This window comes from Paenibacillus hunanensis, from assembly GCF_034055775.1.
Classification (GTDB): domain Bacteria; phylum Bacillota; class Bacilli; order Paenibacillales; family Paenibacillaceae; genus Saccharibacillus; species Saccharibacillus hunanensis.
Genome location: NZ_CP139194.1, coordinates 857,059 through 873,191 on the forward strand (window position 1 = coordinate 857,059; position 16,133 = coordinate 873,191).

Here is a 16,133-nt window from a genome sequence, read left to right on the forward strand (position 1 = left end):
CGGGGGAGATTTAAAATCATGAATACCATCGTTATCATTCAAGCACGAATGGGATCAACACGTCTTCCAGGCAAGGTATTGCTGCCCTTAGGCGATAGTACAGTACTGGATTACGTCGTATCCAGATGTCGTAAGATTCAAGGTGTGTCGCATGTTATTGTAGCTACCTCGGATTTGACAGAGGATGATCAGATTGCACACTGGTGTCAGGAGCATGAAGTGGATGTTTTTAGAGGCTCACAGCTGGATGTTCTAGAACGATATTACCGATGTGCTCAAGCATATCAGCCTGAATATGTCATCAGAGTCACCTCGGATTGTCCCTTTGTAGACTATAAGCTGGCAGAGCAAACCATTCAAGCAATGAAGACACAGCCGTCTGATATTGTTATAAATGATGGACAGGAGCAATTAACGAGAGGCTTATCGGTGGAAATGATCTCTTATACTGCACTTGAAAAAATATATCAGCAGTCATCAGAGCTAAGACATCGTGAGCATGTTACCTATTATGCGTATGAGTATTCAGAGCAATTTACAAGTACGACGATCATACCTCCAGCAATATTATTACATCCACAACTAAGAATGACAGTTGATACAATGGAGGACTACGAGCTTTGCAGAATTTTGGCTAATCGTATTGAGGATAGTAAAAATGCACCGTCTGAGGCTTACATTGATTACCTGCTTCAGCATCCAGAAGTAGCTAGCATCAATGCGCATATTCAGCAAAAGCCTGTTCAATAATAAAAAGGCTGTGTTGCGCGATGAACACAGCCTATTTGATATATTATGCTCTCATGGCTGATGATGAAGGGGAAATAAGATGTCTACGAAGCAACTTGAAACGCCAGTTGTATTGATTATTTTTAATCGGCCAGATACAACACAAGTCGTATTCGATGCGATCAAGCGAGCACAGCCACAGCAATTATTTGTGATAGCTGATGGACCACGTGCTGACCGTACGGGAGAAGCAGAGCGATGCGCTCAAACGCGTAAAATTATCGAGGATATCGATTGGCAATGCGAGGTATACACTGATTTTTCTGATACTAATCTAGGCTGTAAGCAACGCATAGCCTCAGGCCTGGACTGGGTATTTGAACAGGTAGAAACAGCAATTATTCTGGAGGATGATTGTTTACCGAATGCTTCATTTTTTGAATACTCTCAGCAATTATTACATGAGTATTACGATGATGCGCGTATTATGGGGATATCGGGAACGAAAGCATTACCAGATGCCATTGGTACAGAGAATAGCTACTACTTTTCAAGATATGCCTACATTTGGGGATGGGCGACATGGCGTCGAGCTTGGAAGCTATTTGATAAGGATATGCAGGCATGGCCAGCCATGCGCGCTCACAACGGACTGTTGCCGATTTTAAATGATATCGATATGGTCAAATATTGGGAGCGTATGTTTGGAGAAACCTATGAAGGTAAAATTGACTCTTGGGCCTATCCATGGCTACTTTCCTGCTGGGTGCATCGCGGTCTGTTCATCATTCCAGGTGTTAATATGATCTCTAATGTCGGGTATGGCGAGCAGGCAACACATACGACCGAGGTAGACCATCTTGCGAATATTCCAGTAGAGGAGATAAGATTTCCACTGACGCATCCTACAGAGGTGCTTCAGCATACGGAGCTTGATCATCGCCTCGACTACTATCAGTACAACGTCAAAACTACGCAGCAACTAATGACGGAAAAATTAAATGGCTATTATAAAGAACAATGGCTACAGCGTCTGCTATTAGAAAAGCAGGGAATTACCTCCCCTTTGAAAAGTAGAAATATTCAGAAGGTGTGCATTTTTGGGACAGGGACGATTGGTAAGTATTTATTGGAAGATATGAAGCTGGAGCAGCTGCACGTTGTAGCCTTTATCGATAATAAATGGTCGGATAAAAGAAAAGAGCAATTTGAAGTACCGGTTTATTCGGAGGATTGGATACTGAATGCAGATTTACAGATTGATGCCATCATCGTCTCGGTTGAAGGTGATCATGATACCCAGGTTGTAGAGCGTTTACAGAATAAGTTTGCTGAGCGTGAATTAACAGTATTCTCATGGAAAAGCTTATTTCAAAATAAATAAACACTCACCTACATTTCAAATATGAAGGAGAACCAATGATTATCAAAATTCAGCAGGCTATTGAACTGGTCAAAGCTAAAGCTCAGCATCGCTCTATTGTTATATTCGGTACTGGAAGCGGTGCACAAAAGGTCAAAGCGTTCTGTGATCATTGTGGAATCAGGATCGATTACGCTGTCGATAACAATGAGCATAGCCAGCAATTTAACGAATCATTAGAGTTAGATGTGAAGTCACCCGCTATTCTGGAGCAGCTTCATGGACGGATATACGTATTGCTTGCGAGTACGTATTATCGTGAAATTTCTGCACAGCTACAAGCGTATGGTCTAGAGGAAACAGAGGATTTTAGTGACTTTATTCATTTCTCCAATCTGACTCCAGATGGACGATATGGATTTTTTGGCAATTATTCTTCTTATGAGGAAGCGCTAGAGCAATGTACAGGGTATGAGAATCCAGCTATCGTTGAGAAGATTACTCACTCTACTGAGGCTCTTATTAGGAATCCAAAGCCTGATTTGGATTCTCGTAGCCAGCAGCTTTTGGCGAGCTTTGCTCATATTCAAGCTGCGCTGCCTAAGAGTGAATATCGTGTGCTTGATTTTGGTGGTGCTCTTGGCGCGCATTATCATACCTTTAAAGCCCATTTACCCCCAACCCTTCGATTCAAATGGTTTGTATTTGAAACTCCACCAATGAGTGTAGCAGGTAAGAAGCACTTTGCTAATGAAGAGCTTGACTTTATAACCAAATCAGAGCTGGAGCAGTATATTGCACAGGGGAATTTTGATTTTATTATTGCGAGCAGCTTTATTCAGCATACCGAAGAGCCTGAAGCATACTGGGATATCATTAAGCGCTTTAATGCTCCATATGTATTAATGAATCGATTGCCCTTAATTGATAAGGAAGCCGATATTTTATCCATTCAATATGTAGAGCCAACGATTTACGATGCTTCGTATCCAGCCTGGTTTTTGGCAGAGCATAAATGGCTTAAATTAATGCAGCAAGAACATCATATGCTGCTGCGCTGGACTATTCCTGAGGATGAGGTATATCTGGACAACAAGCATAAAGTGATTGGTCAGGGAATGCTTTTAAAGGCTACAGCTATGGATGCGTAGAGGCCTGGAATTCATCATTGTAGAGAATATGTAATTACGATTGGGGAGATACGATGAACCATTATTGTACACTATTTGACTCTCACTATATGTCCAGAGGATTGGCTATGTATGAGTCTCTCAAGAAAACAGGAGAAAGCTTTACGTTATACGTGTTCTGTTTCGATGAATCCTCGTACCGCATTATCACAGAGATGAATATAGAGCATCTAGTTGCGATATCACTCCAGCAGTTTGAAACAGAAGAGTTGCTACGTGTAAAAGGCGAGCGCAATGTAGCAGAGTACTGCTGGACATGTACCCCTTTTGTAATTGGTCATGTATTAAAGCATTACGAGGTCGATGAAGTGACTTATGTTGATGCAGACCTACTATTTTTCCATAAGCCTTCCATTTTACTGGAAGAGTTCAGAGTGTCCAATAGTTCTGTTTTAATCAATAGCCATAAATATGTGCCTGAATACGATCAATCGCGTACGTCAGGTATTTATTGTGTTGAATTTATCACATTTAGAGCAGATCAAAAGGGTACGCATGTGCTGGAATGGTGGCAACAGCGGTGTCTAGAATGGTGTTATGATCGTCTAGAGGACGGAAAGTTCGGCGATCAAAAATATCTTGATCATTGGCCTGAGCAATTTGAGGGTGTTCATGTGTTAGAGCATATTGGTACTGCTGCTCCATGGAATGTTCAACGTTATCAATTGACTGAGGATATGAAGGTCGATGGTCAGCAGCTAGTATTCTATCACTACCATGGCTTCAAATGGATCGGACCTGATCGCTTCAGTGTGTCGACTATGTACCGTATTTCTATGCATGTGATGAATCTAATCTATGCACCTTATATTGAAGCGCTGGAAGAGCAGGAGCAACGTCTAAAGGCCTATGCGGACGATGCGATCATTCAGCGTCATTATTCGAAGGCGGATCCGGCTGGGCGATATAATCAGTATTATTTAATGCAGGATCAATGGATCAAAAATCTGCATCAGCAGCGATATATTCAGCAATATTTTCAACAGCAACATATTCAAAAAATTGCGATTTATGGAGCTGGTAAGCTTGGTGAGAATTTGCTGGCAGAATTGCAGCAATCGGATATTGAGATTGTTTGCTTTATCGACAATGCGAATGCTCATGGAGATATACATGGAATTCCTAAAGTATCGCTGGCGGAAAAGGAAATACTGCATGATGTAGATGCGATTATCGTTACGCCTGTATATGATACGATCAATATTTTTATCGCTCATTTTAAACATACAGATCTGGAAAAGAAGTTTTTATCATTGGAGGATCTTATTTTTGCTCTCTCTTAACCCATTAATGATAGCAGGAGGCAAAATGAAAATTACAGTAGTAGGAACAGGCTATGTTGGTTTGGTTTCTGGTGTTTGTTTTGCCGAAATTGGGAATACCGTCATCTGTGTAGACAAAGAGCTTGAAAAAATTCAATTGCTCAATCAGGGCACCATCCCTATTTTTGAACCGGGACTACAGGAAGTCATGGTGCGCAATGTGGAGCAACAACGCTTATCCTTCACTGATCGATTAGGTGAATCCGTGAAGGAAGCAGATATTGTGATTCTTGCTGTAGGCACTCCTTCGTTACCAAGTGGAGGCGTGGACATGAGAGCAATTGATGCCGCCGTGTCTGAAATTGCCAGAGCGATCGAAAAATATACGATCATTATTGTTAAAAGTACGGTTCCCGTAGGTACAAATAATGCGATCAAGCGCAAAATTTCTGGAGAAACAAAACAGCCATTTGATGTGGTATCTGTACCGGAGTTTTTACGAGAGGGCTCTGCTTTGAGTGATACGATGAAGCCTGATCGAATTATTATCGGTGCCGATAATGACAAGGCAGCGACTATTGTGGCTCGTCTGCACGAGCCGTTTAATGCACCGGTTATGATCACAGACCTTCATAGTGCTGAGATGATTAAATATGCTTCCAATGCATTTTTAGCTACAAAGATATCTTTTATTAATGAGATTGCTAATATATGCGAAAAGGTTGGGGCGCAGGTTGAAGAAGTAGCTAGAGGTATGGGAATGGACGGCAGGATCGGCCCTCAATTTCTGAAAGCAGGTATCGGCTATGGGGGTTCCTGTTTTCCTAAGGATACCAAGGCACTTATTCAAATTGCTGGTAATGCTGAATATGATTTTAAATTACTAAAATCGGTGGTTGAAGTGAATCAGATGCAGCGGCAAGCTGTCATCACAAAACTAGAGCAGGCATTAGCAGGCGACTTGAGCGGGAAGACAATTGCGCTATGGGGACTTGCTTTTAAGCCTAATACTGACGATGTCAGAGAATCGCCAGCTATCGATATTGCTATCCGGCTATTGCAGCAGGGGGCGAAGCTAAAAGTATATGACCCAGTGGCAATGAGTAAGTTTCGTGATTTGCCAGACATTGAGCATGAGCGCATTTATTATGCTCATAGCGAATGGGATGCAGCCGCTGATAGTGATGCCCTGTGTCTATTGACGGAATGGGAAATATTCAAGCAGGCCGATTTACAGAAGCTACAGCAGACGATGAAGCATTCGGTTGTGATTGATGGGCGTAATGTATTGGATATTGACCAAATCCGTCAACTCGGTATTCTCTATTATCCAATTGGAAGACCGCCATTATCCATCAATTAATAGTCATAATCAGGAGCTAAACTCAGCTATCCTAGCTAGCCATTATGCATTCAGGTCAAGATATTTATTATGATGTTTGTAAAGGAGTCGCTGATCAATTTGACTGTTAAAAAAGCGCTAATTACAGGGATAACAGGTCAGGATGGTTCATATTTGGCCAGATTTTTACTCGATAAGGGCTACGAGGTGCATGGACTTCGCCGTCGGGCGTCTTCCTTTAATACAGATCGTATTGATAATCTGCATGACTATTCCTTACCTCCAGATCATAGATTGCAGCTGCACTATGGCGATATGACAGATTCGACGAGTCTTATTCGTATTTTGCAGATGGTACAGCCGGACGAAATTTATAATCTGGCTGCGCAGAGTCATGTGAAGGTATCCTTCGATACTCCAGAATACACAGCGAATTCAGATGCTGTAGGTACACTTCGATTGCTGGAGGCTATTCGCATTCTAGGTATGGAGTTGAAGGTGCGTTTTTACCAGGCATCGACTAGCGAGCTATATGGTAAAGTACAGGAAACTCCTCAAAATGAAAATACTCCGTTCTATCCAAGAAGTCCCTATGCAGCAGCTAAAATCTATGCATATTGGATTACAATCAACTATAGAGAAGCGTATGGTGTATACGCATGTAATGGAATTCTGTTTAATCATGAATCGCCCGTTCGCGGCGAAACATTTGTTACTCGTAAAATAACGCGTGCAGCTGCACGTATTAAGCATGGCTTACAGGAAAAGCTATCTATGGGCAATCTTGATTCCAAACGTGACTGGGGCTATGCAGGCGACTATGCAGAAGCAATGTGGCTGATGCTACAGCAGCAAGAACCAGAGGATTTTGTGATTGCTACTGGAGAAACGCATACTGTTCGCGAATTTTTAGAGCTATCTTTCCAAGCTGTAGGCATTACGATTCAATGGCAGGGTGAAGGTGTGAACGAGGTCGGCGTTGATGCTGAGAGCGGCAAGGTGATTGTGGATATTGATCCACAGTATTTTCGACCGACTGAGGTCGACCTGTTGCTGGGCGATCCTACCAAAGCAAAGCAACGGTTAGGCTGGCAGCCACGTACAACATTTCGTTCATTGATCGAAATGATGATGGATGCAGATCATAAAAAGGCTGAGCTGGAGCTAATGCAGAAGCAGCAAGGCATACAAACATTCGAACGTTTTGAATAAGGCTCTGTACGTATAGAAGGAAAAGAGGAATGCTGATGTTAAAGGATTCGCGAATTTTTGTGGCTGGTCATACCGGATTGGTAGGGTCAGCTATTTATCGTCAATTGCAGTCTTCAGGCTATACTAATGTGATTGTGAAATCGAGTAAAGAGCTGGATCTGCGTCAGTCTGAAGCCGTGAATCACTTTTTTGAGAACAATCAACCAGAGTATGTCTTTATGGCAGCAGCAAAGGTTGGGGGCATTTATGCAAATTATCGCTATCCTGTAGAGTTTATTACGGATAATCTGTCAATTCAGCTGAATATCATTCAGGCTGCTCATCGATATCAGGTGACCAAGCTATTATTTTTGGGAAGCTCCTGCATTTATCCGAAGCATAGTGAGCAGCCGATTCGAGAAGAATATTTGCTTGATGGTAAGCTGGAGCCTACGAATGAGCCGTATGCTATCGCAAAAATTGCTGGTATTAAAATGTGTGAGGCGTATAACCGACAGTATGGGACTGATTTTATTTCAGTTATGCCAACAAATATCTATGGTATTCAGGATAATTTCAATCTGGAAAGCGCGCATGTGCTTCCTGCATTGATTCGCAAAATTATAGAAGCTAAACAAAGCAATACGGAGACGGTTGAGCTGTGGGGAACAGGCAAACCGAGACGGGAGTTTCTATTCTCTGACGATTTAGCAGATGCATGTATATATTTAATGCAAAAGTATTCGAACCAGGATATCGGAGAGTTTGTTAATGTTGGTACTGGTGAGGATATTGCAATCGCTGATCTGGCAGATATTATTGCACAGGCGGTTGGGTATACCGGTCGCTTTGTATACAATGACAGCAAGCCAGATGGTGTTAGTCGAAAAAGGTTAGATGTAGAGCGTATGAAAAAGCTAGGCTGGGAAGCACAAACTTCATTAACTGAAGGTATTGCTCGTACAGTCCGCTGGTATGAGCAGCAAAGTGAACAAGCAGGAGCTATACGCATATGAAAATTGTATTGTTATCAGGCGGCTCTGGAAAACGATTATGGCCTTTGTCCAGTGATTCGCGTTCTAAGCAGTTCCTTAAAATATTGCCGGGTGAGGCGGCAGAGCAATATGAGTCTATGGTGCAACGTATTCTGCGCCAGCTTCATACAGTTGGCTTGAAGGATAATGTGTTCATTACAGCCAGTGCTGGACAAATCGAAATATTGCAGCAACAGTTAGGGGATCAGGTTCAATTTATTGTAGAACCCGAACGTAAGGACACTTTGCCTGCGATCTGTTTATCGGTTTTATATTTAAATGAACAGCAGCTTGTCTCATCAGATGAGGTTGTTATTGTATTACCGGTAGATTCGTACGTAAATGAAGCTCTATTTTTAAAGCTAGCAGAGCTAGAGCAATCGCTTCGTAAAGCCAAAGCAGATATCGCCTTGATTGGTGTCGAGCCTACTTATCCTTCTGCCAAATATGGCTATATCATTCCAGAATCCTCATCAGAGAATCAGTCGTACCGAAAAGTTACTCATTTTGTAGAAAAGCCAAGTGAGCAAAAAGCAGAGAAACTTATTGGAGAAGGCGCACTATGGAACTGCGGAATTTTTGCCTTTCAGTGCTCTTACTTGCTGGAGAAGATGCAGGAGCGAGGGATGACTACGCAATATCATTCATTTTTCGATGACTATGCTCAGTTGCAGGCGCAAAGCTTTGATTATGAAATATTGGAAAAAGCGGATCATATCATTACTGCTACGTATAAAGGTTATTGGAAGGATCTAGGAACATGGAATACACTAACCGAAGAGATTGCGGACAGTTTTATCGGTAAAGGTAAGATGAGTGCAGATTGTAGTAACACTCATGTTATTAATGAGCTTGGTGTGCCTATCTATGTGCTGGGTATTTCCGATGCCGTAGTGGCAGCAAGTCCAGAAGGAATTATTGTGACGGATAAAGTATCCAGTCCACGCCTGAAGGAGCTGCTCGGTGATTTTCATCAGCGTCCAATGTATGAGGAGAAATCATGGGGGCATTATAAAGTGATTGATCATACTGTACGAGAAGATCAGGAATACACCATTAGTAAATTTAAAATTTTTAAGGATCATCAGCTGCCTACTTCTTATTTATACTCAATTTTTAAGCAGGGACATACAACGATGCGTCTAACGATTTTATCTGGACAGGGTACACTGGTAGCAGAGCAGCATAGTGAATCACTTCATACAGGCATAACGGTTGAATTGGACTATAGTTCTATAAACTTTATAAAGGCATTAACCGAATTAGAATTTATGATAGTTAGCATAAGCGATACCCATGAATGTAAAAATTGAAGCATCGATTTCGCCTACTACGAGGTTATGCAATATAAATATGCAGATGATGAGAAGTGTCTGTCGCGAATGCTGGAGGATTATTAATGAAAATTTCTGTTATTACGGCATGTTTGAATAGTGAGCAGGATATTGAGCAAACGATACAAAGTGTAATTCGGCAGCAAAATTGTAGCCTGGAATATATTATTGTAGATGGTGGCTCTACAGATGCGACATTATCGATCATTCAACAGTATGCTTCATCCATCGATCAGGTGATTTCTGAAAAGGATCACGGTATTTATGATGCTTATAATAAAGGTGCCCGTTTGGCTACCGGTGATGTTATATATATATTAAATTCAGATGATCATTTTTATGATGATCATGTTCTGGAGAGAATCACAGCTGTATTTGAACAAAATCCACAGCAGGTTGCTGTATATGGTAATGTTCTTCAAGTGAATCAACGTACAGGCACAAGGCGTGTAGCAGGACATGAGCTAACCTGGGACAGATTAAGACAGGGAAATATGATCCCTCATCAGGGCTTATTTGTAAAGACAGCATTATTCAAAAAGTATGATTACTTTGATGATACCTTTAGGATTGCAGGAGATTTCGACTTTTTTGCCAAGGTTTTCAAGGACTACGAGCAGTATACAATGTATGTGAACGAAACGATTGCCATTTATAAAATGGAAGGAATTTCGAACACGGTTCGTGGCAGGCTGTTAATGAATACAGAGTTTAGAGCTGTCATTGCAAAATATAATGAAACACAGCAGGTACAAGCTAGTCTGGCACCTACAGATGTGAATCGGGAATATTTTAAAAAATGGATTGAGCTGCTGTTGTTTCAGCCAGAAGGCTGTGCTTCTGCTGTATTGAAGCATCGCGGTATTCAGCATGTTGCACTATTTGGTAGTGGCGATCTAGCAGCCTATATGCAGCAGGATCTGCAAAAGAGCGGTATTGCCCTGTATGCTTTTTTAGATAATAACTCAGCTACACATACTTCACTGTTGAATGGAGTAGCGATTCATTCACCAGAATGGCTTCGGGCGAATAATGAAAACGTAGATGCGATTATTTTTGCGTTTGAAGGCAATCATGATGAAGCGATCAAAAAGCAGCTGTCCGATATGAACATATCTCCACTACCTTTATTGATTTCATGGAAAGAAGTGCTGGATTGGAATCAATAGGCTGACCATCATGGTACACTTTTAAATATGGGAGGGACTTAATGTCAGGCATATCTGTAATTATGCCGGTCTATAACCGGGAGCAATATATCGAGGCAGCAGTGGAAAGTGTGATGAAGCAGGATTACGAGCAGTTTGAACTAATCATCGTAGATGATTGCAGTCAGGATCAAACACCGCTCATCATTAAAGAGCTGACCGAGAAATATCCAGGACGTATCATATGGATTCGTCATGAGACAAATACAGGTGTAGCACAGGCTAGAAATACGGCGATACAGCATAGCCAGTATGATATATTGATGATGGCAGACAGCGATGATATTCAGCATTCTACGCGTATGCGAATAATGTATGAAAAGCTATTGAGCACGTCTGCAGATATTATTTTCAATGATTGTGAAATGATTGATGATCAGGGCTATTCTCTTGGGCGGTATAAAGGCTACCCTAGCGATTTGAATACAGATACGGTGCTCGCCAAGCTGCTGGAGCGCAATTATTTTTGGATGAGTTTAGCGATGCTACGTAAAACGTCGTCTATTTATTTTGATAAAAATATTCCTACATCTGAAGACTATGAATTGTTTTTGCGAATGGCTTTAGAACAGAAGCGTTTTGTTATTTGTCAGGATGTTTTAACATATTATAGAATTCATGGTAATAATTTATCTTCTAATGGAAATTTATCACTACAGGTGACACGAGATATATTTAAAAATTTAGATGTACAACATGTATATAAGCAGCTATCTGATCGTTACGATTCATCTACGACAATGCGAGTGATGGCTTCAGTATATGCATGGCGTGAAGAGCCAGAGCAGGTTGTACGTATCCTTCAGCACCAGCCGTATCATATGGAAAGTTTTTTTACTCTGGCTATGGCCTATGCTCAAACGGGGAATTATAACGATAGTCTGGCTACATTTGAGCACATTCGCAAGCAGCAGCAGATGCCGAACGCGGCTGTACTAAATAATATTGGCGTTATTAGTCATCAGCTCGGGTATCCGTCTGATCAAGCAATGCAATGGATACAACAGGCGCTGCAGGTTCGAGAAGACTATATGGATGCTCTAAACAATTTGCGTATTTTGCAAGGAGAAGCTAACGGCACGTTACAATTAACAGTAAGACCTTTGCGTACCGAAATTGTACACACTGTTGCATCGGATTCGCAGCATAAATAGAGAAAAGAGGGAGCACATGTCCACAATTGCTGTAAGAGTGGATGCATCCGTTCAGCTTGGCATTGGTCATGTGATGCGTTGTATCACGTTAACTCGTATGCTGGTACAAGTATTAGATACTTCAATTACTTTTGTATGCAATGATGATCTGCCTGCTGAAATGGCTGAAATGATTCAGCAGTACGGTTACCATCTACGCCGCATAGCTGTTCCTAAAGATGAATCAGTTTACAGCTGGGAGCAGGATGCTGAGCAAACGATCGCTTGCTTGAGTGAACAGTCCATAGATTGGCTGATTGTAGATCACTATCAGTTGGATCAGCATTGGGAGCGGGAGCTTCGCCCATATACAGGTCATATTCTAGTGATTGATGATCTAGCTAATCGTGTTCATGATTGCGATGCATTGCTGGATCAAAATCTGCATCCATCTATGTATAGTCGCTATGAAGCACTTGTGAAGCCTGATTGTCGCCTATTTATAGGGCCAGCCTATATTTTATTAAGACCAGAATTTGTAAAATATCGTGAGCAGCGACAAAGCGTGGAGCATTGCCGGCATATTTTAATTAATTTTGGTGGTAGTGACCCAACTCATGAAACGGAAAGACTGGTGCAATTATTACGACGCTTGTCTTTTGAAGGTGCTATGCCTACTTTTCATATCGTTGCAGGTCCAGCTAATGCACGTAGAGAGCAGGTCAAGCAGCTTTGCTCCAATATGCCGCAAATTATATATTATGATCAAGCCAATATGGCTGAACTACTCGTACATACCGATCTGGCCATTGGAGCTGGAGGAATTACGATGTGGGAGCGTTGCTTTATGGGAGTACCTTCAGCCGTTATTATTGTGGCAGATAATCAAATCGAATCTGTGCAGGAAGCAGAGCGTCTTGAGCTGATTTGGAATCTTGGTAAAAGCAATGAAGTGGATGAAGAGCGATTAATTCGCTTTTTGACTGAAGCTATACATCATGTTGAGATGCTTCAACAGCAACAACAGCATTGTATGAATTTTATTCCTGATCGTAAGCAGGGTCTGCATCCTATAGTCGAATATATCAAGGGGGAACTGTAATGGAATTTCAAATCGGGGAACGATGGATCGGAAAAAATCATAAACCATTTATTATAGCTGAAATGTCCGGTAATCATAATCAATCGTTAGAGCGTGCACTTCAAATTGTAGAGGCTGCTGCTGCATCTGGTGTGGATGCATTGAAGCTGCAAACCTACACAGCAGATACGATGACACTCGATATTCACGAAGGGGACTTTTTCATCGAGGATGCGAACAATCTGTGGAAGGGAAGCTCTCTATACAACCTATATCAGGAGGCATACACACCCTGGGAGTGGCACGAAACGATCTTTAAGCGCTGTGCTGAGCTGGGAATTCTTGCATTTAGCACGCCTTTTGATGAAACAGCGGTTGATTTTCTGGAAAGCCTGAATGTTCCAGCTTACAAAATTGCTTCATTTGAAAATACAGATATTCAGCTCATTCGTAAAGTAGCAGCAACGGGTAAGCCTATGATTATTTCTACTGGAATGGCATCGATAGCAGAGCTGGATGAAACGGTACGCGAGGCACGTCAGCATGGCTGCAAGGAGCTCGTGCTGTTGAAGTGTACGAGCACTTATCCAGCAACACCGGAGAATACAAATATTTTGACACTTCCCCATATGGAGCAGCTATTTGGATGTCCAGTGGGCATGTCAGATCATACGATGGGCGTCGGTGTATCCGTTGCAAGTATAGCGCTGGGTGCTACTGTAATCGAGAAGCACTTCACCCTGCGGCGTGCAGATGGTGGAGTCGATGCTACATTCTCGATGGAGCCAGAAGAAATGAAGTCGCTGGTTGTGGAAACAGAGCGAGCCTGGCAGGCACTTGGGCAGATTCGCTACGGAGCAACAGAGCGCGAGCAAGCTTCGCTCAAGCATCGTCGGTCATTATATATTTCGCAGGATCTCAAAGCAGGCGATGTACTGACGCGTGATAATGTTAAAGCCATCAGACCAGGTCTGGGTTTGCCGACGAAATATCTGGATCAATTGCTTGGTCGTACCGTAACAGGTGATATTGCCAAAGGAACACCTTTGACATGGGAGGTTATATAATTGGAACAGGCACGTATTCTTTTAACGGGTGGAGCAGGTTTTATCGGGCGCTGGGTAGCGAAAAGTCTACTTGATCAAGGGCATCAGGTATGGATACTGGATGATCTATCGAATGGTCGAGAGTCGAATATTCAAGAGCATATGGAGCATCCGAATTTTCAGCAGTTTATTAAAGGAACGATTTTGGACGAGAAATTGTTGGCTGATCTTTTTGAAAAGCATCGGTTTACGATCTGTTATCATCTGGGAGCATCTATCAATGTGCAGGATTCGATTGATGATCCAAGAACAACATTCAATAATGACACGCTGGGAACTTTCTATATTTTGGAGCAGTGTCGTCAATATGGAACAAAGGTTGTGTTTATGAGCACCTGTATGGTCTATGATCGCTGTAATGATGCGACAGGTATTCATGAAAGCCATCCGACGAAGCCAGCTTCTCCATATGCTGGCGCCAAGGTGGCAGCTGAAAATATGGTACTGTCTTACTATTATGCGTATGAATTGCCAACGGTCGTTATTCGTCCGTTCAATACCTACGGACCTTTTCAGAAAACCGGCGGTGAAGGTGGCGTAGTTGCTATTTTCTTAAAGAATGATCTGGATGGAAATGTACTGAATATTTATGGTGACGGTACACAAACGCGTGATCTGCTATATGTAGAGGACTGTGCGCGCTTTGTCGTGGCAGCGGGCTTCAGTGATGAAGTAAATGGTGAGATTGTGAATGCTGGGCTTGGTAGAGACATCACGATCAACGATCTTGCATTGAAAATTACAGGCGATGCTGCTCGCATCAAGCATGTAGAGCATATTCATCCACAAAGTGAAATTCCAAAGCTACTGTGTGATTCTAGCAAAGCTGAGCGTTTACTGGGCTGGAAGCCAGAGGTATCGCTGGAAGAGGGAATTGCTCGTACAAGAGAATGGATTCGCCAGGGTGGATTAAACACTAACTCGTAAGCAGAAGGGACGGGTCGATATGGATCATAGTCATGATGCTCCAGCATCTTTAAAAAGAGAGGCTATGCTGCCCTATGGCCAGCAATGGCTGGATGATGCGGATATTGAAGCGGTTGTAAATGTACTGCGAGGTGACTTTATTACTCAGGGTCCATCGATTCTTGCATTTGAACAGAAGGTGGCTGATTATGCTGGCACCACCTATGCTGTAGCATTTACTAATGGTACAGCTGCTTTGCATGGAGCATGTTTTGCAGCCAACATCGGGCCGGGCGATGAAGTAATCACTACTCCGCTTACGTTTATTGCAAGCAGCAATTGTGTCTTATATCAGGGAGGAACGCCAGTATTTGTGGATGTTGATCCACACACATACAATATTGATCCTGATCACATCGAGCAGCATATTAATGAGAAGACGCGAGCTATTATTGGCGTCGATTTTACAGGACAGCCTGTTCAGGCAGATCGTATCAAGCAGCTTGCCGACACACATAATCTGGTCTTTATTGAAGATGCTGCGCACTCACTGGGAGCAGAATATAAAGGGATTAAGATTGGGAAATGGGCACATATGACGATGTTCAGCTTTCATCCGGTTAAGCATGTGACTAGCGGTGAGGGTGGGATCATTGTTACAGATGACGAGCACTATTATCGCAAATTGCTGCACTTCCGTAATCATGGAATGACCCGAGATCCGGCTGAATTACAGCGTAATGATGGCCCATGGTATTATGAAATGCAATCTCTAGGCTATAATTACCGTATGACTGATTTGCAAGCGGCACTGGGTGCTTCGCAGATGGATAAGCTGGATTCATTTATTGAACGTCGCCGTGCAATTGTGGAGCAATACAACCATGAGCTGGCAGGGTTGGAGGGGGTTGTACTTCCTTATCAGGCACCGGAAGCTCATTCCAGCTGGCATCTGTATGTAATTCGCTGGGAGCCGGAATACTTCTCCGTATCACGTCGAGAGTTGTTTGAACAATTCAGAGCTATGAATATCGGAGTGAATGTGCATTATATTCCTGTTTATTTGCAGCCTTATTATCAGGAAAAAGGGTACCGCCAGGGGCTGTGTCCCGTAGCCGAGCATTACTATGATACCTGTATCACATTACCACTGTTCCCGAAAATGACAGATGAAGATGTAAAAGATGTTTGCAATATTGTACGTTTTGTTTACGAGCAAAATCGAATAAATCGCTAAGGATGCGGAGGGACAAT

At 42.4% G+C, this 16,133-nt stretch carries 14 protein-coding genes; all 14 read left to right on the plus strand.

Annotated elements, in window-relative coordinates:
- Positions 1-18 precede the first annotated feature (18 nt).
- The 14 genes from SK066_RS03410 to pseC all read left to right on the plus strand — a co-directional run bounded on the left by SK066_RS03410 (position 19) and on the right by pseC (position 16,116).
- Entirely contained in the window at positions 19-750 is a 732-nt protein-coding gene (locus tag SK066_RS03410) for a glycosyltransferase family protein (RefSeq protein WP_320543651.1), read from the plus strand.
- Positions 751-829: 79 nt separating this feature from the next.
- Positions 830-2,113 (plus strand): hypothetical protein, encoded by a 1,284-nt coding sequence (locus SK066_RS03415; protein WP_320543652.1) that lies wholly within the window; start codon positions 830-832, stop codon positions 2,111-2,113.
- Positions 2,114-2,148: 35 nt separating this feature from the next.
- Positions 2,149-3,243: a methyltransferase, TIGR04325 family gene (locus tag SK066_RS03420; RefSeq protein WP_320543653.1), complete on the plus strand. Its 1,095-nt coding sequence runs from the start codon at positions 2,149-2,151 to the stop codon at positions 3,241-3,243.
- 53 nt (positions 3,244-3,296) lie between these two features.
- A complete protein-coding gene (locus SK066_RS03425) occupies positions 3,297-4,565 on the plus strand; it encodes a nucleoside-diphosphate sugar epimerase/dehydratase (RefSeq protein ID WP_320543654.1) in 1,269 nt (422 codons plus the stop codon).
- A 25-nt stretch (positions 4,566-4,590) separates the two neighbouring features.
- A complete protein-coding gene (locus SK066_RS03430; RefSeq protein ID WP_320543655.1) occupies positions 4,591-5,907 on the plus strand; it encodes a UDP-glucose dehydrogenase family protein in 1,317 nt (438 codons plus the stop codon).
- Between the two features lie 72 nt (positions 5,908-5,979).
- The gene (gene gmd, locus SK066_RS03435; protein WP_320544791.1) at positions 5,980-7,098 is read left to right on the plus strand and encodes a GDP-mannose 4,6-dehydratase; all 1,119 of its coding nucleotides are present in this window, start codon (positions 5,980-5,982) and stop codon (positions 7,096-7,098) included.
- 35 nt (positions 7,099-7,133) lie between these two features.
- Entirely contained in the window at positions 7,134-8,093 is a 960-nt protein-coding gene (locus tag SK066_RS03440) for a GDP-L-fucose synthase family protein (protein WP_320543656.1), read from the plus strand.
- Positions 8,090-9,424: a sugar phosphate nucleotidyltransferase gene (locus SK066_RS03445; RefSeq protein WP_320543657.1), complete on the plus strand. Its 1,335-nt coding sequence runs from the start codon at positions 8,090-8,092 to the stop codon at positions 9,422-9,424. Before SK066_RS03440 ends, SK066_RS03445 begins: the two co-directional genes overlap by 4 nt.
- Before the next feature lie 86 nt (positions 9,425-9,510).
- On the plus strand, positions 9,511-10,614 hold the full coding sequence (locus tag SK066_RS03450; RefSeq protein WP_320543658.1) for a glycosyltransferase family 2 protein: 1,104 nt from the start codon (positions 9,511-9,513) through the stop codon (positions 10,612-10,614).
- Positions 10,615-10,724: 110 nt separating this feature from the next.
- Entirely contained in the window at positions 10,725-11,807 is a 1,083-nt protein-coding gene (locus tag SK066_RS03455) for a glycosyltransferase (protein ID WP_320543659.1), read from the plus strand.
- A gap of 16 nt (positions 11,808-11,823) precedes the next feature.
- A complete protein-coding gene (gene pseG / locus SK066_RS03460) occupies positions 11,824-12,888 on the plus strand; it encodes a UDP-2,4-diacetamido-2,4,6-trideoxy-beta-L-altropyranose hydrolase (protein WP_320543660.1) in 1,065 nt (354 codons plus the stop codon).
- The gene (gene pseI, locus SK066_RS03465) at positions 12,888-13,934 is read left to right on the plus strand and encodes a pseudaminic acid synthase (protein ID WP_320543661.1); all 1,047 of its coding nucleotides are present in this window, start codon (positions 12,888-12,890) and stop codon (positions 13,932-13,934) included. Before pseG ends, pseI begins: the two co-directional genes overlap by 1 nt.
- Positions 13,935-14,900 (plus strand): dTDP-glucose 4,6-dehydratase, encoded by a 966-nt coding sequence (locus tag SK066_RS03470; protein ID WP_320543662.1) that lies wholly within the window; start codon positions 13,935-13,937, stop codon positions 14,898-14,900.
- A 19-nt stretch (positions 14,901-14,919) separates the two neighbouring features.
- Complete coding sequence (pseC, locus tag SK066_RS03475; RefSeq protein WP_320543663.1) at positions 14,920-16,116, plus strand: UDP-4-amino-4,6-dideoxy-N-acetyl-beta-L-altrosamine transaminase; 1,197 nt, start codon at positions 14,920-14,922, stop codon at positions 16,114-16,116.
- Positions 16,117-16,133 lie beyond the last annotated feature (17 nt).

What these genes read in the sequence shown, in the direction of transcription:
- SK066_RS03410 (WP_320543651.1), top strand. Translation starts at nt 19, where the DNA reads ATGAATACCATCGTTATCATTCAAGCACGAATGGGATCAACACGTCTT.
- SK066_RS03415 (WP_320543652.1), top strand. Translation starts at nt 830, where the DNA reads ATGTCTACGAAGCAACTTGAAACGCCAGTTGTATTGATTATTTTTAAT.
- SK066_RS03420 (WP_320543653.1), top strand. Translation starts at nt 2,149, where the DNA reads ATGATTATCAAAATTCAGCAGGCTATTGAACTGGTCAAAGCTAAAGCT.
- SK066_RS03425 (WP_320543654.1), top strand. Translation starts at nt 3,297, where the DNA reads ATGAACCATTATTGTACACTATTTGACTCTCACTATATGTCCAGAGGA.
- SK066_RS03430 (WP_320543655.1), top strand. Translation starts at nt 4,591, where the DNA reads ATGAAAATTACAGTAGTAGGAACAGGCTATGTTGGTTTGGTTTCTGGT.
- gmd (WP_320544791.1), top strand. Translation starts at nt 5,980, where the DNA reads ATGTTTGTAAAGGAGTCGCTGATCAATTTGACTGTTAAAAAAGCGCTA.
- SK066_RS03440 (WP_320543656.1), top strand. Translation starts at nt 7,134, where the DNA reads ATGTTAAAGGATTCGCGAATTTTTGTGGCTGGTCATACCGGATTGGTA.
- SK066_RS03445 (WP_320543657.1), top strand. Translation starts at nt 8,090, where the DNA reads ATGAAAATTGTATTGTTATCAGGCGGCTCTGGAAAACGATTATGGCCT.
- SK066_RS03450 (WP_320543658.1), top strand. Translation starts at nt 9,511, where the DNA reads ATGAAAATTTCTGTTATTACGGCATGTTTGAATAGTGAGCAGGATATT.
- pseG (WP_320543660.1), top strand. Translation starts at nt 11,824, where the DNA reads ATGTCCACAATTGCTGTAAGAGTGGATGCATCCGTTCAGCTTGGCATT.
- pseI (WP_320543661.1), top strand. Translation starts at nt 12,888, where the DNA reads ATGGAATTTCAAATCGGGGAACGATGGATCGGAAAAAATCATAAACCA.
- pseC (WP_320543663.1), top strand. Translation starts at nt 14,920, where the DNA reads ATGGATCATAGTCATGATGCTCCAGCATCTTTAAAAAGAGAGGCTATG.